Below are 18,425 nucleotides of genomic sequence, written 5' to 3' on the forward strand. Positions count from 1 at the left end.
CTTTCTTTGGTTTGTTTTTAAATTTAGAAAATTCTTCATTTTGAAATTTCAAACAGCATCGATTAAAGTAGCTCTATAAAGGCTTCTAAGCGCGTACGAATTTGCCCGACGTCTTGTTTTGAATAATCAGTCTCTAGCGACATATAGTTCGCTCCCGCTTCGCGGCTCGCCTCCTTTATTTTATTCGTTTCGATCGCGTAGGTGTGGCAGCCGCTTAGCACGACGTCGATGACGCCGTCTGCTTGATATTCGCGGATAAATTCCTTGATAATATCGCTTCTAGCGTTGTTTTGATACATCACCGAGCATGGGATTTTGAGGTAGCGCTCGGCGATATTTGCTACCAGATCGCCCTTCGTTTGCACTTGGTTTTGATAGCCTTTGGTGCCGGAGCAGTTTTCAAATGCCACTACGTCCGCGCCAAGATCTTCGATCTGCTTGATAACCTTTTCATACACGCCTCCGCTTGGACAGCCTGTGATAATGATCCGCTTTTTGCGAGTTTTCGGCGGGATCATCTCCTTTGCGGCGGCTATGTAGGCGCGTATCATTTTAAGCTTCTCCTGCTTGTCGTATATGAAGTCGCTCGCAAATGAAATTTGATGAATTTCGCTGCCCGCTACCGGCATAGGATTTAGTTTGCCAAGCTCTAAAAGCTCCAACATAACATCGCGCTCTTCGTTATAAATTTGCACCGCATCTAGCAGCGCTTCATCCGTGATTTTCGTATTAAATTTTTGCTCCAAAACTTTGCGAAATTTCCTAAGCTCATCGGTAAAAAGCTCCAAACTCTTGCCGCCAGTCATATTCGGCAGTTGCAGTACGTGGACGTCCTTATGCTTTGCAAGCAGCTCATACATCTTTTTCTTGCCGTCGCAGGTCGTTTCACCTATGACGAGATCGCTAGCGTTCATATAGGGGCATTTTTTCGTAACCGCGTAGCCGTAGCTTGCTTTGATTAGCGGGCAAAGATTGCGCGGAAGCTCGGCATGAGCGGCATCTATCGGGCTTTCGTCATAGGCGCAAAGCCCAACCGGCACGGCGCCCGCGGCGTAAATAAGCTCCTTCGGCGAATAGGTGCAAAACATCCCAACTACGTGTTTGCCTTGCTCTTTTAGATCGTGCAGAGCCATTGCGTTACGCTTTTTAAGCGCGTCAAAATCCATCTTCATCTCGTCTCCTTTGAAATTTCGTTTGCTTTGCGTGCGCCGATAAGCGAAGCGCCCATCGCGCCGCAGTAGATTGCGTTTTCGTGAGTAAAAATTTCAGCCCCCAGATGCTCGCCTAGAAGCTGTTTAAAGAGCGGCACGTTGCTAAGCCCGCCGCTTAAAAAGTAAATTTGATTTTCCAGCCGTTTGATGAGTGAGGCGACCTTGTGCGCGGAGGAATCCACGATAGCGTAGGCGATCTCGCTAGTTTCAGCCCCATTTGCGCTTAGCGAGACGATCTCGCTTTCTGCAAAAACAGTGCACGTTGAGCTAATTTTAATCGCGGGATTTTTTCGAGCGGTTTTGTAAATTTCGCTTAGCTCAAGCCCTAAGCGACCCGCGCTGATCTCTAAAAATTTGCCCGTGCCCGCCGAGCATTTGTCATTCATGATAAAATCCGCTGGTTTGCCGTTTTCTATTTTGATCGCTTTGGTGTCTTGCCCGCCCACATCGATGACGGTGCAGTCTTGCTCAAATAAAAAGTGTGCCCCAAGCCCGTGGCATAAAATTTCGCTCATGCTCAAATTTGCGTACTCTACGCTCACGCGCCCGTAGCCCGTAGCCGTCACGAAGCCCCCTGCGTAGCCTTTTTGCTCTAAGGCTTGCTTGATCTGGCGCGCGACCTTGACCGCGCTAAAGCCGCTTGGCAGCAAAAATAGCTCGCAAAATTCGCCGCGTTCGTCCATAACGGCGACCTTTGACGAGGTAGAGCCGATGTCGATACCGATAAAATGCATAAAATTTTAAATCCGTCGAAAAATATTTCTACGCCGTAGAACTTTGATTTGAATGTTAGTCTTTTTAAGCTTTTAGACTGCTGAAATTTAGCGTAGGCTTGCGACGCGGATAAAATTTAGCTTTGCGCCGCATTTGAATTGGTTTTAAATTTAGATTTAAATTTAGCGCTCGCGGGCGATTAAAATTCCGCTTAAAATCACCACCGCAATGCCTGCTAGCACGATCGGACCGGGCAGATGATCGCCTAGCATAATGCCGAGTGCCATGCTAAATAGGATGTCGCTGTAGCTGATCGCGGCGACTATGCCCGCTTTGCGTGAAGCGGCGTAGGCGCGCGTCATGTAAATTTGAAAGTAGATACCGCTGACACCCAGAAGCGCCACGAGCACCCAGTCAAAAAGGCTTGGCGGGTTGAAGTAAGCAAGCCTCGCCAAATCCGCCCCGCTGAAAAGCCCTAAAATTTTAGCCTCGCTACCCTCAAGCACCCAGCCCGTTATCATCATCGTAGCACTCAGAAAGGTAGCGGACGAGACGAAAACCAGCACGATGAGGTTTGTGGCGTAGTGTTTGCGGAGCTCGCGCACGCTCGTGTATGCAAGCCCTGCGCACATGCCGCCGAAAATTCCCACTGCGTCGGTTACGCTGATGCCGATGTGCGGGCGCACGACGAGTAAAATTCCGCCAAAGCCCAGCAGTATCGCAAACCAGCCACGCGAGCTTAGCTTTTCGCCTAAGAAAAACGCCGAAAATAGCGCGGTGAAAATGGGCGCCGTTTTTTGGAAGGTAAAAGCGGTGCCAAGATCGATGTGGGCGATATTGTAGAAGGTCGCTAAGATACCGCAGCTGCCGATAAAGCCGCGAAACGCGAGTAGCCACGGCTTGCCGCCCGGGCCCAGATTTTTTACCCGCCTTAGCGAAAACAGCACGATGCCGATGCCTACGACGTTGCGAAAAAACACGATCTCGGCGCTACTCATATGCTCCGCCATGACCTTGGCTAAAGCGCCGTTTAGCGCGAAATAAAAGCTCGCTACTAGCATATAATAAACGCCCAGATGTTTCAACCAAAACGCGGAGTAAAATTTCTGCTTCACGCCGTCCTACTTTCGGTTCGCCACAAGTGTGCCCGCGACGATGATGAGTGCCATGCCCGAAAGCGCCATGAAACCGGGCAGGGCGTCGCCTAGCAGCAGCCCAAATAGCGTCGAAAAGATGATGTCTGTGTAGCTGATCGTAGCTACTATGCCCGCTTTGCGCGTCGCGGCGTAGGCCTTGGTGACGTAGGTTTGATAAAATAGCCCCAGCAGCCCCAAAAGCACGGCAAAGAGCCAGCCCTGCGCGTTTGGAATTTTAAATTTGCAAAGCATAAAACTCAGCGCGGGCGCATCTATAAATTCCGCCGCGATCATAAGCGCTGCGGGCATCAGCGTGCCGGCAAGAAGCGCCGAGAGGATGATCGTATCGGAGCTATAGTATTTACGTAGCCCGCGCACGGAGGTAAGCGCCATCGCGGCGAATAATCCGCTTAAAATTCCAAAAATATCGCTCGGCTGCAAGCCAAACTGCGGCTGAATCACCAAAACGATCCCCGCAAATCCGAGGCAGACCGAGAACCATCCCATCGCGCCGAATTTTTCGCCGAGGGTAAAATACGCGATGATCGCCGTCCAAATGGGCGCCGTTTTTTGAAAGGTAAATGCCTCGCCGAGGCTGATGTTAGCGATGTTATAAAAAAACACCATTAGCCCCAAAATCCCGATAATGCCGCGAAACGCGAGCGTAAAAGGATGACCCCCTTTGTTTGCGAAGCACGCCGCGCGGGGACGAGCCTTGATTTTATAAAGCAGGATCAGAAGTCCGGGCAGATTGCGAAAGAGCACGACCTCAAGCGATGAAATTTGCGCACCCAAAATCTTGGCGAAAACGCCCGTAAGAGAGTTGTAAAAGCACGCCATCAGCATATAATACACGCTTAGATGGTGCAGCAAGAAGTTGTTGTATTTCATCGCGACCCTTTAAATTTGCGGAATTATACACGCATAATGATTAAATTTTAATATTTCGCCGTTTTTAATCTCGCCCTCGCCGCTCCGTTGCTTCTATTTCTCGCTGCGCCATCACTTTTAATCTTGCCGCGCCGCCTACTTTTGCGCGCTTGGGTGTGATCGTCCGGTTTTGCATGTTTGAGTACGACGGCTAGTTTTTTTGCACATTGACACTTGCATTTGCGTTTCTCACTCACAGGCGCTAGTTCGCGCTTGGATATTGGGCGCTGCTTTTGCGATTTTTACCGACCCTCTGCTCTGCGCGCCGCCGCTTGCTTGAGCAAAGTAGTAAAATTTGCGCAGCTGCGGGTTTTTATGTTTTCTCGCGGTTGTGCTCGTTCCGCGCCTCAGTTGCTAGTTTTTCGCGCTCAGACTTCGGTTTTAAAATTTTATAAAATTTACGCATCGCCCCAGCTCCGCATCGTCTGCGGCGACGGATCGCAAGCCTTGAGGCCTTTTATTTAAGCGGCGTTACGCTAGTGCCGCGATAAAATTTCGCTAAATTTAGGCGCTCCTTTACGCGAGCGAGCGCGTAGAATTTGGCTTTAATCTATTTTTGGTTATAATCGCGCCAAAAACTACAAGGACGAACGTGAAAAGTTTGATCATCATCGGGCGCCCCAACGTCGGCAAGTCGAGCCTTTTTAACCGCTTAGTGGGCGCTCGCATCGCTATTACCAGCGACGTTGCGGGCACGACGCGCGATACCAATAGAGCCGAAGCCGAAATTTTCGATCGCCGCGTGCGCGTGATCGATTCGGGCGGCTTGGACGACACCTCCGAGCTGTTTGCGCGCGTGCAGACTAAGACGCTAAGCGAGGCAAAGAGCGCGGATTTGATAATCTTTATGACGGACGGCAAGCTGCTTCCGAGCGATGATGAGCGGCGGATATTTTTCTCACTGCAAAAGCTCGGTAAGCCCATCGCCCTAGCGGTCAATAAGATCGACGGCAAGCGCGACGAGGAGCGCAGCTGGGAGTTTAACGAATTCGGCGTTAAATTTTTCCCGATCTCCGTCTCGCACAACAGCGGCATCGACGAGCTGAAAGAGTGGATCTATGGCTTCTTGGACCCTGCGCCCGCGCAGCAGGACGAGGATGAAATTTTTGATGATTTTATAGAGGGCTTTAACGACGAGGGCGAGCCGAAAGAGGCGCGCGACGAGGAATTTTATGCTAGTAAAACCATCGGCGTGGGTATCATCGGGCGGGTAAACGTCGGTAAATCAAGCCTTCTAAACGCGCTTGTGGGCTCGCAGCGCTCGGTCGTGAGCGATTATGCGGGCACGACGATCGATCCGGTGAACGAAAGCACAGAATTTGAGGGACGCACGCTAGAGTTTATCGACACAGCGGGCATTCGCCGTCGCGGTAAGATTGAAGGCATCGAGCGTTTCGCGCTAAATCGTACCGAAAAAATTTTACAAAACTCCGACATCGCGCTTTTGGTGCTTGACGCAAGCGAGCCGCTAAACGAGCTGGACGAGCGCATAGCGGGGCTTGCGGCTAAATTTGAACTCGGGCTCATCATAATTTTAAACAAATGGGATCTTTGCGAGCGCGATTACGACGAGTTTTGCCGCGATCTGCGCGATAGGTTTAAATTTCTTTCCTATGCGCCGATCATCAGCGTCAGCGCGACAGACAGGAAGCGGATCCATAAAATTTACCCGCTCATTTTGGAGGTTTATTCAAATTTCACGCGCAAGCTCGGCACCGCAAGGATCAATGAAGCGGTAGAAGCCGCGATAAAGGCGCATCCGATACCTCGCGAGCGGGGCAAATCGGTTAAAATTTACTACGCCGCGCAGATCGGCTTTGCGCCGCCGAAGATCGCTCTTGTAATGAACCGCCCAAGTGCGCTACATTTTAGCTACAAGCGCTATTTGATGAACAGACTGCGCGCGAGCTTTGCTCTTTCGGGTAGTCCGCTAGTACTGCTACCGCGCAAAAAAGGTGAGGGCGATGAAGAGAGGTAACATCGTGCTCATCGGTTTTATGGGGGTCGGTAAGGGCACGGTAGCACGGGCGCTGGCTGTGCAAAGCGGGATGTTCGCGCTTGATTGCGACGATATGATCGAAAGCTACGCCAATAAAAAGATCGGGCAAATTTTTAAAGAGCAGGGCGAGCAGAGCTTTAGAAAGATGGAAGCGAGCCTTGCGAAATTTTTAGAAAAGTCCGTCCACTGCGCCGTGATATCTACGGGCGGCGGTTTTTACGCCGTGAAAAATTTAAACAAAATCGGCACCGTCGTGTATCTGAAATCAAGCTTTGAGGGGATAATCGAGCGCTTAAAAAACAGCGAGAACGCGGAGAAAAAATTTGCCAAGCGCCCGCTGTTAGCGGATCTGCAAAAGGCCGCAGCGCTGCACGCCCAAAGAGACGGGGCGTATGAAAAAAAGGCCGACATAGTAATTGATGTCGAAAATAAAAGCGTAAAAAAGATCGTAAAAGAAATTTGCTCCGCCTGCGATGGGCTAAATTTAAAGGGGAAAAAGATGTCTAAACAAAAGTGCCCGGGCGGCGGCAAAAATTCCAAGCCGCACGGCAAAGAGGGCAAAGGCGATAAGCTTGAAAAGAAAGAGGCGCTAAAGCAAAAGCTGCGCGAATTGATCGAGGGCTTAGAGCGCGAGCAAATTCCAAAGCGCGTAATCGCGTGGCATTTCGATCTTTACGAGCCTTACGCGCTTGAGCTGGCGGGATCGAGCAGTTATGACGCGGATGACGACGACTGGGCGTGCGAGGACGAGGATGAGTTTTATCCGCAAAGCTCGCGCTTGCAGCTTGAATTTTTAAGCGAGCTTTCGTGGCGGCAGGTTTTAAAAATGCTCGTGCAGGCTTTGCGCGAGCTACGAGAGCAGATGCCAGATGCAAAAATTTTTAAGTGCAAGCACGTTGCCGCGGGCTTCGTAGACGGTGATTTGATTTTGATTTAAAGGAGCAACGATGAGAATTTTAACGGGTCTTCAGCCCAGCGGCAAGCTGCATTTGGGTAACTACTTCGCGAGCATCAAGCAGATGGTAGACGCGCAAAACGCGGGAGAACAGATGTTTATGTTTATCGCAAACTACCATGCGCTCACGTCCGTAAGCGACGGCGCAAAGCTAAAAAATTCCACCTACGAGGCCGCCGCGGCGTTTTTGTCTCTGGGGATCGATCCGAAAAAGACGGTGTTTTGGGTGCAAAGCGACGTAAAAGAGGTGTTGGAGCTTTACTGGATTTTAAGCGGATATACGCCGATGGGGCTACTCGAGCGAGCGCACGCATACAAAGACAAGATCGCCAAGGGCTTTGAGAGCAAGCACGATCTGTTCAGCTACCCCGTGCTGATGGCAGCGGACATCCTGCTATACAGCGCGGAGGTCGTGCCCGTGGGCAAGGATCAGATCCAACACGTCGAGATCGCCCGCGACATCGCGCTTAAATTTAACAACGCCCACGGCGAAATTTTAACTATTCCGCAAGCGCGCGTAAATGATGAAGTGGCGATCGTGCCGGGCACGGACGGCGCGAAGATGAGCAAGAGCTACGGCAATACGATCGATATTTTTGCAGATGCCGCGACGCTAAAGAAGCAAATTTCAAGTATCGTAACGACCTCCGAGCCGCTAGAAGCACCTAAGCAGTGGCGCGGATGTAATGTCTATAACATCGCGAAGCTATTTTTAAACGAAGCGGAGCAGGCGGAGTTGCGGGCTCGCTACGAGCGCGGAGGCGAGGGGCACGGGCACTTCAAGGCGTATCTAAACGAGCTCGTGCAGGGCTACTTCAAAGACGCGCGAGATAAATTCGAATACTATCAAAGTCACCGCGAAATTTTAGACGAGATGCTAAGACAGGGCGCGCAAAGAGCGGCCGCGACGGCTGCTTCATTGATGCAAAAGGTTCGCGCCGCCGTGGGGATTTATCGCTAAGGAGGGTGAGATGACGGATTACGCTAGAGAAATTTTATCTGACGGTAAGCTGCTTCGGCAGAAACTGGAAATTTTCTTGCAAACCCCGAGTAAGGTTGAAATTTACGCACGCGCCTGCGAGAAATTTTTCGCCGCCGGCAAGCAGCGCGAACTAACTTACGTAAGCACGTGGAGTTGGTGGGCCTTTTTTCGGCACGCTGTTCTTTTTTCTGTACCGCAAGGAGTACAAAATTGCCGCAGCCCTATTTGCCGTTGTGGTGACTACCTGCTTCGTTCCGTTTTTGGATGAATATGATAGAAGTATAGGAATGGCGGTTAGTGTCAGTAGTGGAACTATGGCGAAATATTTCGTTTGCTATAGATTTGTCGCGCTATTGGATAAACAGGACGACGAAGCCCTAAGAAAGGGCGGCGGCGTGAATAGATGGGCGATATGGCTCGCGGTAGTATTTTACGCTTTGGTCGCAATCGTGTTTGCGCTGATAATTTCAAACGGCGGCAAAATTCAGTAGTTTTAACGGCTTCCGCGCTCAAAATAGCTAAATAAATTTTAAAAAGGAGTAAGAATGAAAGCGATCGTAACGGTGATCGGCAAGGACAAGGTTGGCATTGTAGCGGGCGTTTCGGCTAAGCTCGCGCAGCTTGGGCTAAACATAGACGACATCAGCCAGACGGTTTTGGACGAGTTTTTTACGATGATGGCGGTGGTTTCCAGCGAGGAAAAGCAGGACTTCACAGCTCTAAGAGAGGAGCTAAACGAGCTAGGCGAAAAGCTAAAAGTTAAAATCAACATCCAAAGCTCGGCGATATTTGACGCCATGCACAACATCTAAGGCGCGCAGATGGACATCAAAAACGTAACCGAAACGATCGCGATGATCGAGGAGCAAAATTTCGACATCCGCACGATCACGATGGGCATCAGTCTGCTTGACTGCATCGATCCAGATATCGACAAAGCGGCGGAGAAAATTTACGCAAAAATCACCGATAAAGCGCGCGATCTAGTAAAGGTCGGCAATGAAATTTCAGCCGAGCTTGGCATCCCGATCGTAAATAAGCGCGTTTGCGTAACGCCTATCGCTATCATCGGCGCTGCGACAAACGCCGCAGACTACGTGCCGCTTGCTAAAGCGATGGACGAAGCTGCCAAAAAGGTCGGTATCGACTTTATCGGCGGCTTTTCGGCGCTCGTGCAAAAGGGCTACGCAAAGGGCGATAAAATTTTAATCGACTCCATTCCCGCCGCGCTCGCCGCGACGCAGAAAGTCTGTGCGTCCGTTAATATCGGCTCGACCAAAACCGGCATAAATATGAGCGCGGTCGCCGATATGGGGCGCGTGATTAAAGAAACCGCGCGGCTTTCGGGTCTTGGTGCCGCAAAGCTAGTCGTATTTGCCAACGCCGTCGAGGACAATCCCTTTATGGCTGGCGCATTTCACGGCGTGGGCGAGGCCGAAGTCGTCATAAATGTGGGCGTTAGCGGCCCAGGCGTCGTTAAGCGCGCGCTTGAGAAGGTGCGCGGGGCGAGCTTTGACATGGTCGCCGAGACCGTGAAAAAGACTGCGTTTAAGATCACGCGCATCGGACAGCTCGTCGGTCAAATGGCATCCGAGCGCCTGGGTGTGAAATTTGGCATCGTCGATCTCTCGCTAGCTCCTACTCCTGCCGTGGGCGATTCGGTCGCGCGCGTGCTTGAGGAGATGGGCCTAGAGCGCGTCGGCACGCACGGCACAACGGCTGCGCTTGCGCTGCTAAACGACGCGGTTAAAAAAGGCGGCGTCATGGCGTGCAACCAAGTAGGCGGGCTTAGCGGCGCGTTTATCCCTGTCTCCGAAGATGAGGGCATGATCGCCGCGGTGCGCGCAGGCTCGTTAAATTTAGAAAAGCTCGAAGCGATGACCGCGATCTGCTCGGTGGGGCTTGATATGATCGCGATCCCGCAGGATACGCCCGAGCAGACGATCGCCGCGATCATAGCTGACGAGGCCGCGATCGGCGTGATAAATCAAAAAACGACCGCCGTGCGCATCATCCCAAAGGGCAAAGAGGGCGACACGCTGGAATTCGGCGGCCTGCTCGGTAGCGCGCCCGTGATGAGCGTAAACAAAAACTCATCCGCAGACTTCATCGCCCGCGGCGGCCAGATCCCCGCGCCTATTCATAGTTTTAAAAACTAAATTTAACCCGCTTAAGGAGGAAAGATGAGAGCGTTTGCGTTATTTGCGGCAGCTTTGCTTTTTAGCGGCTGCTCCATAATCTCGGCATTTTATAGCAAGGAGAAAAAATTTTAGCTGGCGGGCTTGGGGCAAGACGGGGTCTATAGGACTTCGGACGGCAGCGCAGATACGCTAATAAAAATAATGTCCGCCCGCACAAAAGAGGGCGAGCCGTATCGTATAATCCACACGCTGGAAATTCCTAAAAATTCTACCCAGACGGATTTTGATAGCAACGATAAAGAGGTATTTAAAATAGACTGCTCAAAGAATTATTGCGAGCCTAAATACGACGAGGAGTCGAAAAGAATTGCCATTTCTTGGCCTGCGCCGAATGGAGGCGGCGTTTTTGACGGCGTCATATATCTAAAAAATTTACGGCTCGTAAAGGCGTACTAAATTTGCGGATTTAAAAGCGCGCAAAATTCGTAAAACTTAGCGAGTAAAATTTTACGGCTTCGCAATGGAATTTAGCTCTAAATTTTACGCTTGCGGGCGTGGAATTTTGAGTTAGAATTTCATCGTGAAATTTTACGACGCGTTGTCTCTACGGCGAGCTAAATTTTAAAATTTCGCCGTAAGACGCGGCATTAAAATTTCATCGCCGCGCGAGACGGACAGCGGCGGGTCTTTTGAAATTTTAAATTTTAAAACGGCTTGCATTGAAATTTTAAAATTTAAAAGCAACCTGTTTCGTTATCATTGCTCGTCCGCTTAAGAAGCGAGCAGAATTCTATTTCGGCGCGGATTTAAACACAGCGCGCAAAAACGGGCGCGGCATCGAAATTTTAAAAAACGACGCGAAAATATGAGGCGGAAATAAAATGCAAAAAATGGCTTGGAAATTTGGCGAGCTTGAAAAAGTCGCGACGGACGAGGGCTTCATTTGGTACGCGGAGCTGAAGCTAAAAAGCGAAAGCTTCGGTGAGGTACCGTTTTGCCTCGTGTCTGCAGATACGGCGGATGTGGACGATGAGACGATTTTGCTTGCTCGGCGGATCGCCCGAAATATCGATCGGTACGTAAAAGACGCCCTTGCCTTCCTGCGAGACGAGCTTAGGCGCGAGTATCGTTTGAGCGAGGATGAGCTTAGGCTGCTTGACGTGCCCGTTTGCGATCTGCCGTTTGAGCTTCCGCAATGCACGTTTTACGCGCGCGATACGCAGTGGCTGATGAGATTTGCCGAGGGCGCGCTTGATATTTGCGATCCTTTCGGCATCGGGGTGATTTTCGAGGGCGAAAGACCGCTGCGCGTGGAAAATTTGGAGCTTTGCTAACTGCGGTAAAATGCTAAATTTAAAGGCGGACGGGAATTTTAATGCTTTACCGAGTTTGAAATTTTTCGGCTCTTCGCGAATATAACGCGGTAAATTTTAAAATTTAACCGCAAGGTGCGGCATCAAAAAGGCGCGACGCCGAATTTGATATAATCTCTAAAATTTAAACGCTTAAAAGGAGTGAGCCGTGAGCGAAAAATTTCAAGCCGAGATAAAAGAGCTAGACGAAAAATTCGCCGCAATACCGGAGAATTTAAAGAAGCGATACGATAAACATAGGCTAATTAGGTGCTCTAGTATGGTATTTTTAGCGCTTTTGTTCGGCATTGCATCGGTAGCTTCGCGACTTATTTCCTACGTGGATATTCAGATGCCCGAGCCTCTTTTGTTTTGTGTGGCGGTAGTTTTATCCATTTGTTTGACGGCATTTTGTTTAAAGTGCTACAAGACAAAAAAATACAGCAGCTTTTTCATAAAAAATCAAGATACCAGTTTGACGATTTTTACTTTTGAGAATACGGCTAGCTTAGTCTTGGTTTTATTTCCCACTTTGCTATTTCTATCTTCGGCAATGGGAGGTTCGCGAGATGAGTTAAGCGGCGCCGGCACTTTATACGGAATCTTTATAGCCCCGATTTGCATATTAGTTTTTCTTTTATGCTATTTTTTCAACCGAGGCACCTATATTCCAAAAGACGATAAATTCTGCTAAATTTCGATGAGGTGAAAGCTGCGAAACCTTATAAAAGAGCTGCAAAGATGGCGTTAAGCGGCGGGTTTGGACGAATGTTTAAATTTGGCTTATTGTAACTTAGTACCCCTTGTATTTGCATTAAAGTTCTGTTGAGCCAAATTTTTATATACTTACTTAAGGGATCGGCGCTAAAATAAGAATATTTAAATTAAAAGGTCGGTGTGAAAGCAATTAGGAATTTTTATGAATGGCTAAGCATTTGGGATAAGATAAAGATCTGCTTTTGCTTAATATTGGTCGCTTACGCATGGTATTATATAGTCGCTTTGTCTAATCCAAAAAATTTAAGTGATCTCAAAATCACAGATGGCATAATAACAGGTTTTACTAGCGATTCCGCGTTAAGGGGAGGAAGCTGGTGGTTATTGCAATTTTATGATAGCGAAAGAAAAGCCGTAGAGAAGGTTTCCTTGGGACTAAATTATAAAGGGATAGATGAATTTTATATATATGACAAACAAAGAGATATACTACGTTTTGATCTTTTGCAAGATCGCAAAGTTAGGATTTGGTATTCCAAATTCCCCTTTCCGTTTAAAACGAAAACGGCTTATCAAATTCTTATTTTAGACGATAATTTAGGCGAACGAGAAAGCATAAAAGGGCATAGATATTTTATGAGATTTGCGGATAGAGGATATTATATTACACCGAAGAAATGGTTTATGCTAGCAATGTCTCATATGGTTTTAATTTTTATTGTTTTGGATACCATATCAAAATTTAAAAGAGAAAATTGTGACAAGCTTTAATTCATTGACGGATTTATGGTAAGGGCTTGCGCAAATCTAGCGCATAAATTTCGCCCTTAAATCGTGTAAATTTCACACTCTGTTCGACGGAATTTAACGTGTAAATTTCACGCCTTACTTCACGACAAAATTTTACGACGTTTCGGGCCTTGCGATTTACAGCTTCCTAAGTTTTGCGATCTCATCGCGCAGTGCGGCGGCCTTTTCAAACTCCAGAGCCGCTGCGGCTTCGAGCATCTGCTTGCGGAGCTCCTTTACGATCTTGGCGCGCTCGGCGGCAGGCATTTTTTCGAGATTGGCGCCCTTTCTTAAAATTTCGGTTCCGTCCTCGATCTTTAGGCTCTCCTCGATATTACGGCTCGCAGAATGCGGGGTTATGCCGTGAGCGCGGTTGTATTCATCTTGAAATTTGCGGCGCTTTTGGGTGATGTCGATCGCCTCTTGCATCGAAGCGGTGATCTTTTTGCAAAACATCACGACCTGCCCATGCACGTTTCGCGCGGCTCGCCCCATCGTCTGAATGAGGCTCGTGCGCGAGCGCAAAAAGCCCTCCTTGTCGGCATCCATGATTGCTATTAGGCTTACTTCGGGCAGATCGAGCCCCTCGCGGAGCAGATTTATACCGATTAGCATATCGTATTCGCCGCTGCGAAGGCCGCGGATCAGCTCGTTGCGCTCGATCGCATCGATGTCTGAGTGCATATATTTGACCTTAAGCCCAAGCTCCAAATAGTATTTGCTCAACTCCTCCGCCATCTTTTTGGTTAGCACGGTCACTAAGATCCGCTCGCCGCGTGCGATGACCTCCTTTGCCATATCGTGTAAAATTTCGACCTGGTTGTCGCTGTCTTTTAAGATAATCTGCGGATCGAGTAGTCCCGTCGGGCGCAGTATCTGCTCATATACGGCTCCGCGGCTAAGATCCAGCTCGTAATCATTTGGCGTTGCAGAGACGAATAGAAATTTAGCCTTTTTATTGATAAACTCATCAAACATCAGCGGGCGATTGTCAAGTGCTGACGGCAGGCGAAAGCCGTATTCTACGAGCGTTTCTTTACGGCTGCGATCTCCTGCGAACATCCCGCGAAACTGCGGCAGGCTCACGTGGCTTTCATCGACGATGACGAGGTAGTCCTTGCCCTTGCTCTCGTAGTAGTCAAAGAGCGAATAGGGCGTCTCGCCCGGCTTTTGGCCGGTCAGATAGCGCGCGTAGTTTTCGATCCCCTTGCACATCCCCGTAGCGCCCAGCATCTCAAGATCAAACTCCACTCGCCCTTTCAGCCGCTGCGCCTCTACGAGCTTGCCCGCGTCCTCGAAAAATTTCAACCTCTGCTCAAGCTCCTCCTCGATCCCTTTGATCGTCGATTTCAGGCGCTGCTCGCCCACGATGAACTGGCTCGTCGGATAGAGAATAAATTTTTTGACGCTCTGCGTCTTTTTATTTTCGAGCACGTCCAGATGATACATCGCCTCTATCTCATCGCCGAAAAACTCAATCCTAAATGCTTCGTCGTTAAAATACGCGGGGTAGATGTCGATCACGTCGCCGTTTACGCGAAAATTCCCGCGATCAAAAAAATCGTCGTTGCGCTTGTAGCCCATATCGACGAGCTTGCGAAGCAAAAATTTAGTGCTAAATTTTGATCCGATCTCAAAAAACAGCACCATGCCTTTATATTCGGCGGGATCGCCCAGGCCGTAGTTTGCCGAAACCGACGCCACGGTGATGACGTCATCAAAGCTTAGCAAACTCGCCGTGGCGCTTAGCCGCAAGCGCTCGAGCTCTTGGTTTACATCGCTGTCCTTTTCGATGAAAAGATCCTGCCTAGGGATGTAGGCCTCGGGCTGATAGTAATCGTAATAGCTGATGAAATACTCGACGTGATTTTGCGGGAAAAAGCCCTTAAATTCGCTATAAAGCTGCGCCGCGAGAGATTTATTATGCGTCATTACGAGCGCGGGAATTGCAAGGCGCTTGATGATATTTGCCATGGTAAATGTTTTGCCCGAGCCGGTAACGCCGAGAAGAGTTTGGTATTTGTTGCCGCTTTGAAAGCCCGCGACGATGCCTTCGATCGCTTTTTCTTGATCCTCGCTCGGGGAGAATTTGCTCTCGATTTTAAAATTTTGCAAAATTTTTCCTTTTTTAAAGCCAAAATTGGGTAATATTTTCATTTAAATTATATCAGAAAAGGCGAAATAATGGAATCAATCTTTGACGAAGAGAAAAAGGTCGAGGGCTTAAGCAATAAAGTAGCTGAGCTGATTAGACGATATACCGAGGCTAGAGAGGAAAACGAAAAGCTACGTACCGAGCTAGCGACGGTCAAGGCGCAAAACGAGGCTTTGGGAATGCAGCTTGGCACGCTAGAAAATGATCTGGCGTATCGCAAGATGAGCGACGAGGATCTAAGCAAGCAGATCGACGATATTTTGGCAGGCGACAATTTGGGCGAGAAATGAAAGAAATTTCAGTTCAGCTGACGAGTAAGTCTTTGACGAAAAAATACGCGATAAGCCTGGATGATGACTTTGCGAAGGTCTTCGGCAGGGACTGGCGGATTTTAACTCGCGGCAGCGATCATCTGGATGCGGGCGAACTGCTTGAAGCCTATATCCAAAAAAGTTACGAAAATTTCATGCTTAATAAAAAAATAGATGCCTTGGTAAAGGACATCGACGAAGGAGTAAAATGATGAAAATGAGAAAAGGTGCGGCAGTAGGCGGCGGCGTAAGCGGGATAATATTTTTAGCTATTATAATCTTCGTGATAGTAAAAATAATATATCCTAAATTAAGCGGTGCTAAGGATGAGGTTTTAGTAAAAGCTTATGCAGTCGAGCTTGAAGGCGTATTTAAAGATATACAACGCGACTACTTAAATCAAGGTGGCTTTCGCGAGCTAAAGAGCATGACGGGTTCCAGACAGTTTAGTGATAGCGATCTGGCACGTAGCTTAGCAGTCAATCAAAGCTTTACCTATGGCGTAGGACCGAAACTGAAAAATGATATGATCTTTTGCGCGACGATTACCTTGCGTCAAGATAGTGATGGCTATTTCTTCACAACCGAAAACATCAACCGCAACAGGGAGCGCTGCGAAGCATTTCATAAAGATACGACTTATATGAAGCTAAATGGCTTTAGGATAGGCAAATAATTTTTAAAATTTAATTGCGCGACTGCTATGGATTCGTAAAGCATCCGTGTAGCATAAGCGCGATAGTGCTAGTGAAGTGCGTAGCCGTGCGTCGGCTCGCACCTCGTGCCAAAAACATGCTAAGATCTCAAGAATTCATCTTTATAGGCATTTTTGAAATTTAGCTTTAAAATTGGCATTTTTGCATTTGTATTGACAGTTTATCGGCTAAATTTAATCATATTTTAGTTTCTAATTTATATCGGTCATGATTTATGCTATTGCGGTTAAATTTATGAGATGTATGCTTTGAAGCTAGATGCCCCGTACGACAGCGATGTGAGCTGGGGTTTACGAAAAGCGCCTTATAAAACAAGTGCATTAAAGCAAAATATCAAGATCATCTTAAATTTATGAAATTAGCACCCCGAAAACGCGTGGAATTTTATAGGTGCGGGTTTGGGCGTGAGTTTTAAAATCTCTCATAGAATTTTATCGCCTATCGCCGATTTGATCCATCTGCGTAAGTAATCTAGCTGCTGCGGCGTATGAAACCAATGCTCTCCGTTTTTCATAACGCTTAAGTCGCAGTCGAACTTCTGCGCGAAATTTCTAACGATACAAAGAGGCGTGATATCGTCGTTTTCTGCATATAGAATTCTACTGGGCGTTTCCCACTTAGTGATCGGATTATTCAAAACAAAACTCCAATATTCCCAAAAAAGCGGTTGCCCGGCAGGGGTCAAAATCATCCGCTCTTGCTTCAATCGCTCCTCGCTAACGCCAGCTTGGCACATTATATTCGAAATAACGTATTTCATATCAAGTATCGGCGAGACGAAGAGGCAGTCGCTAAGCTTTTCGTCGCGAAAGCTTTGCAGGCCGAGCCATGCCCCTAGGCTAACGGCAAACAGCGCGATCTCGTCCCAGCGCTTCTTTGCATACGATAAGATTTCGCGAAATTCCAAAATAGCGTGTCGCGGATCGCAAGAAGCGGGCTCGCGCCGCCTCTGTCCGTGCCCGGACAGATCAAAGCTAATAACCTGCCAGCCTTGCTCGCAAACGACGGAAGCCAAAAGCTCCGCATCCTCCTTGCTTCCGCCCTGCCCGTGAGCGTAGATATAGGCCTTTTCCGAGCGGTTCCCCCAAACGGCGGCGGGAATGCCGCGTATCTCAATCGCGCTCTTTTGCATTTTTCGTTCCTTTAAATTTTTTGTGTAGATACCCGCATTTGCGGCAATGCTACAAACAAAACCATAAATATTGCTGGAATTTAATAGCACGCCCTGCTAGATTGTCTGCGATCAGCGATAAATTTTAAAATTTTACGCTCGAGTTGCGCCTGCCGCTTTGTTTTAAAATTCTATATCGTAGAAATTTTGCGCCGTCAGACTGCAAAAATTCTTGCTACGAAATTTTATATCGCAACTGCGCGTGCCCTGAAATTTGTGTCTTAAAATTTTCACGCCGTAGAATTCTGCAGACTGCGAAATTTAAAATTTAAGCTCATGCAAATTTTATCGCGACTCGTGCAAAATTTTAATTTTTACGTTTGCTTTATTTGCAGGCTGCGCGGATAAATACCGCTTAAATTTTAAATTCCAAGCGTGCTCGCGCCTCAGAAGTTAAATTTGCACTAATTTCATAAGCCGCGCTCAAGATGCAGTTTCTAAAATTTTTGGTGCTTGATAGAGGCCCGTGCAGCGCTCGCAATCGCGCTGTATTCTCAGTAATCCGCCCAAAAAAAGCTTAAAAAATCAATCCCGCGGCACCGAGCCTGATCCCTAAAGAGATAACTATCAAAACCCCGAGCCCCGCGAAAAAGCCAGCCAGCACGTCATCTAGCATCACGCCGAGCCCGCCCTTTACGTCGCGATCCACGCGCCCGATGATCGAGGGTTTGCGGATGTCAAACGCTCTGAAAAACAGTAGCGCCAAAATCATCGCGACGATCGATATCCTGCTGCTCTCAAAGCCCGCGATCAGCTCCGGCAGCGGCAGCGAAAAGATCTCGCCCGCGGGCGCTGCGACGCACATCGCGATCCACACCCCCACGACCTCGTCGATTACGATCTCGCTGTTATCGTGCGCGCCTACCCGCCTTTCGTAATCGCTTACGATCTTAAGCGAGACGAAAAAAACGAGGCCGGCGCACAAAAACAGCGTCACCTCGCCCGCGAGCATCAAGATTGCAAGCCCCACTATCCAGCCTGCGATGCTGCCCCAGGTGCCGGGCGCGGGCCTTAGCAACCCCGCGCCGAAAAATGTAACGAAAATTTTATCCATAATTGTCCTTTTAAATTTTGCTTTTTAAAATTTTACCGCTTATTTTAATTAGAGCATTCGCTCGCGTGCGAAAATTTTAAATTCGCCCACGC

The 18,425-nt window shown here is 48.5% G+C and carries 21 protein-coding genes and 1 pseudogene; 14 read left to right on the forward strand and 8 right to left on the reverse strand.

The window, feature by feature from the left end; all coding sequences use genetic code 11:
• Positions 1–62 precede the first annotated feature (62 nt).
• From Q0460_RS01880 to Q0460_RS01895, 4 genes are all read right to left on the reverse strand, one after another.
• Positions 63–1,172, reverse strand: a complete 1,110-nt coding sequence (locus Q0460_RS01880; protein ID WP_299084155.1) for a double-cubane-cluster-containing anaerobic reductase — start codon at positions 1,170–1,172, stop codon at positions 63–65.
• Complete coding sequence (locus tag Q0460_RS01885) at positions 1,169–1,945, reverse strand: acyl-CoA dehydratase activase (RefSeq protein ID WP_299084158.1); 777 nt, start codon at positions 1,943–1,945, stop codon at positions 1,169–1,171. The genes Q0460_RS01880 and Q0460_RS01885 overlap by 4 nt, the downstream gene beginning before the upstream one ends.
• A gap of 162 nt (positions 1,946–2,107) precedes the next feature.
• On the reverse strand, positions 2,108–3,040 hold the full coding sequence (locus Q0460_RS01890; RefSeq protein WP_299084161.1) for a DMT family transporter: 933 nt from the start codon (positions 3,038–3,040) through the stop codon (positions 2,108–2,110).
• Between the two features lie 6 nt (positions 3,041–3,046).
• The gene (locus Q0460_RS01895) at positions 3,047–3,952 is read right to left on the reverse strand and encodes a DMT family transporter (protein WP_299084164.1); all 906 of its coding nucleotides are present in this window, start codon (positions 3,950–3,952) and stop codon (positions 3,047–3,049) included.
• Positions 3,953–4,583: 631 nt separating this feature from the next.
• Between Q0460_RS01895 and der the strand changes: the two genes are divergently transcribed.
• The 8 genes and pseudogenes from der to Q0460_RS01935 all read left to right on the forward strand — a co-directional run bounded on the left by der (position 4,584) and on the right by Q0460_RS01935 (position 10,524).
• Positions 4,584–5,969, forward strand: a complete 1,386-nt coding sequence (gene der, locus Q0460_RS01900; RefSeq protein ID WP_299084167.1) for a ribosome biogenesis GTPase Der — start codon at positions 4,584–4,586, stop codon at positions 5,967–5,969.
• Positions 5,956–6,450: pseudogene (locus Q0460_RS01905) on the forward strand (shikimate kinase); the annotation flags it as partial. The gene der and the pseudogene Q0460_RS01905, both read left to right, overlap by 14 nt.
• Before the next feature lie 487 nt (positions 6,451–6,937).
• The gene (trpS, locus tag Q0460_RS01910) at positions 6,938–7,906 is read left to right on the forward strand and encodes a tryptophan--tRNA ligase (RefSeq protein ID WP_299084170.1); all 969 of its coding nucleotides are present in this window, start codon (positions 6,938–6,940) and stop codon (positions 7,904–7,906) included.
• A gap of 10 nt (positions 7,907–7,916) precedes the next feature.
• Complete coding sequence (locus Q0460_RS01915) at positions 7,917–8,195, forward strand: hypothetical protein (protein WP_299084173.1); 279 nt, start codon at positions 7,917–7,919, stop codon at positions 8,193–8,195.
• A 19-nt stretch (positions 8,196–8,214) separates the two neighbouring features.
• Positions 8,215–8,418, forward strand: coding sequence for a hypothetical protein (locus Q0460_RS01920; RefSeq protein WP_299084176.1), 204 nt, complete (start codon positions 8,215–8,217; stop codon positions 8,416–8,418).
• A 54-nt stretch (positions 8,419–8,472) separates the two neighbouring features.
• A complete protein-coding gene (locus Q0460_RS01925; protein WP_005871308.1) occupies positions 8,473–8,739 on the forward strand; it encodes an ACT domain-containing protein in 267 nt (88 codons plus the stop codon).
• Positions 8,740–8,748: 9 nt separating this feature from the next.
• Positions 8,749–10,086: a PFL family protein gene (locus Q0460_RS01930; protein ID WP_299084179.1), complete on the forward strand. Its 1,338-nt coding sequence runs from the start codon at positions 8,749–8,751 to the stop codon at positions 10,084–10,086.
• A 123-nt stretch (positions 10,087–10,209) separates the two neighbouring features.
• Positions 10,210–10,524 (forward strand): hypothetical protein, encoded by a 315-nt coding sequence (locus Q0460_RS01935; RefSeq protein ID WP_299084182.1) that lies wholly within the window; start codon positions 10,210–10,212, stop codon positions 10,522–10,524.
• Positions 10,525–10,689: 165 nt separating this feature from the next.
• Here Q0460_RS01935 and Q0460_RS01940 read toward each other — a convergent pair whose 3' ends face one another.
• The gene (locus tag Q0460_RS01940; RefSeq protein WP_299084186.1) at positions 10,690–10,812 is read right to left on the reverse strand and encodes a hypothetical protein; all 123 of its coding nucleotides are present in this window, start codon (positions 10,810–10,812) and stop codon (positions 10,690–10,692) included.
• A gap of 137 nt (positions 10,813–10,949) precedes the next feature.
• Here Q0460_RS01940 and Q0460_RS01945 point away from each other — a divergent pair, with 137 nt between their 5' ends.
• From Q0460_RS01945 to Q0460_RS01955, 3 genes are all read left to right on the forward strand, one after another.
• A complete protein-coding gene (locus Q0460_RS01945; RefSeq protein WP_299084189.1) occupies positions 10,950–11,402 on the forward strand; it encodes a hypothetical protein in 453 nt (150 codons plus the stop codon).
• A gap of 187 nt (positions 11,403–11,589) precedes the next feature.
• Positions 11,590–12,114 carry a hypothetical protein gene (locus Q0460_RS01950; protein ID WP_299084192.1) on the forward strand — a complete coding sequence of 175 codons (525 nt, stop codon included), beginning with the start codon at positions 11,590–11,592 and terminating at the stop codon, positions 12,112–12,114.
• A gap of 203 nt (positions 12,115–12,317) precedes the next feature.
• Positions 12,318–12,908, forward strand: a complete 591-nt coding sequence (locus Q0460_RS01955) for a hypothetical protein (RefSeq protein ID WP_297962441.1) — start codon at positions 12,318–12,320, stop codon at positions 12,906–12,908.
• Positions 12,909–13,064: 156 nt separating this feature from the next.
• On the opposite strand, the gene uvrB is transcribed toward Q0460_RS01955, so the two are convergent.
• Positions 13,065–15,041: an excinuclease ABC subunit UvrB gene (gene uvrB / locus Q0460_RS01960; protein WP_299084195.1), complete on the reverse strand. Its 1,977-nt coding sequence runs from the start codon at positions 15,039–15,041 to the stop codon at positions 13,065–13,067.
• Positions 15,042–15,110: 69 nt separating this feature from the next.
• Between uvrB and Q0460_RS01965 the strand changes: the two genes are divergently transcribed.
• From Q0460_RS01965 to Q0460_RS01975, 3 genes are read left to right on the forward strand one after another with little or no spacing between them, the layout of a single operon-like run.
• Positions 15,111–15,371 carry a hypothetical protein gene (locus Q0460_RS01965; RefSeq protein WP_299084198.1) on the forward strand — a complete coding sequence of 87 codons (261 nt, stop codon included), beginning with the start codon at positions 15,111–15,113 and terminating at the stop codon, positions 15,369–15,371.
• Positions 15,368–15,604, forward strand: a complete 237-nt coding sequence (locus Q0460_RS01970; protein ID WP_005871317.1) for a hypothetical protein — start codon at positions 15,368–15,370, stop codon at positions 15,602–15,604. Before Q0460_RS01965 ends, Q0460_RS01970 begins: the two co-directional genes overlap by 4 nt.
• On the forward strand, positions 15,601–16,068 hold the full coding sequence (locus Q0460_RS01975; protein ID WP_299084201.1) for a hypothetical protein: 468 nt from the start codon (positions 15,601–15,603) through the stop codon (positions 16,066–16,068). Before Q0460_RS01970 ends, Q0460_RS01975 begins: the two co-directional genes overlap by 4 nt.
• 461 nt (positions 16,069–16,529) lie before the next feature.
• On the opposite strand, the gene Q0460_RS01980 is transcribed toward Q0460_RS01975, so the two are convergent.
• Both Q0460_RS01980 and Q0460_RS01985 read right to left on the reverse strand, forming a co-directional pair.
• Positions 16,530–17,240: an alpha/beta hydrolase gene (locus Q0460_RS01980; RefSeq protein ID WP_299084204.1), complete on the reverse strand. Its 711-nt coding sequence runs from the start codon at positions 17,238–17,240 to the stop codon at positions 16,530–16,532.
• A 556-nt stretch (positions 17,241–17,796) separates the two neighbouring features.
• The gene (locus tag Q0460_RS01985) at positions 17,797–18,333 is read right to left on the reverse strand and encodes a phosphatidylglycerophosphatase A (RefSeq protein ID WP_299084207.1); all 537 of its coding nucleotides are present in this window, start codon (positions 18,331–18,333) and stop codon (positions 17,797–17,799) included.
• Positions 18,334–18,425 lie beyond the last annotated feature (92 nt).

The sequence above is a fragment of the uncultured Campylobacter sp. genome, assembly GCF_937980635.1.
In the GTDB taxonomy this organism is placed as follows: domain Bacteria; phylum Campylobacterota; class Campylobacteria; order Campylobacterales; family Campylobacteraceae; genus Campylobacter_B.

Bases quoted from the DNA above. Each gene is read 5' to 3' on its own strand.
- Q0460_RS01945 (WP_299084189.1), top strand. From the start codon at position 10,950: ATGCAAAAAATGGCTTGGAAATTTGGCGAGCTTGAAAAAGTCGCGACG.
- Q0460_RS01965 (WP_299084198.1), top strand. From the start codon at position 15,111: ATGGAATCAATCTTTGACGAAGAGAAAAAGGTCGAGGGCTTAAGCAAT.
- Q0460_RS01925 (WP_005871308.1), top strand. From the start codon at position 8,473: ATGAAAGCGATCGTAACGGTGATCGGCAAGGACAAGGTTGGCATTGTA.
- Q0460_RS01880 (WP_299084155.1), bottom strand. From the start codon at position 1,172: ATGAAGATGGATTTTGACGCGCTTAAAAAGCGTAACGCAATGGCTCTG.
- Q0460_RS01980 (WP_299084204.1), bottom strand. From the start codon at position 17,240: ATGCAAAAGAGCGCGATTGAGATACGCGGCATTCCCGCCGCCGTTTGG.
- Q0460_RS01895 (WP_299084164.1), bottom strand. From the start codon at position 3,952: ATGAAATACAACAACTTCTTGCTGCACCATCTAAGCGTGTATTATATG.
- Q0460_RS01885 (WP_299084158.1), bottom strand. From the start codon at position 1,945: ATGCATTTTATCGGTATCGACATCGGCTCTACCTCGTCAAAGGTCGCC.
- trpS (WP_299084170.1), top strand. From the start codon at position 6,938: ATGAGAATTTTAACGGGTCTTCAGCCCAGCGGCAAGCTGCATTTGGGT.
- Q0460_RS01930 (WP_299084179.1), top strand. From the start codon at position 8,749: ATGGACATCAAAAACGTAACCGAAACGATCGCGATGATCGAGGAGCAA.
- Q0460_RS01920 (WP_299084176.1), top strand. From the start codon at position 8,215: ATGGCGGTTAGTGTCAGTAGTGGAACTATGGCGAAATATTTCGTTTGC.
- Q0460_RS01975 (WP_299084201.1), top strand. From the start codon at position 15,601: ATGATGAAAATGAGAAAAGGTGCGGCAGTAGGCGGCGGCGTAAGCGGG.
- Q0460_RS01915 (WP_299084173.1), top strand. From the start codon at position 7,917: ATGACGGATTACGCTAGAGAAATTTTATCTGACGGTAAGCTGCTTCGG.
- Q0460_RS01970 (WP_005871317.1), top strand. From the start codon at position 15,368: ATGAAAGAAATTTCAGTTCAGCTGACGAGTAAGTCTTTGACGAAAAAA.
- Q0460_RS01985 (WP_299084207.1), bottom strand. From the start codon at position 18,333: ATGGATAAAATTTTCGTTACATTTTTCGGCGCGGGGTTGCTAAGGCCC.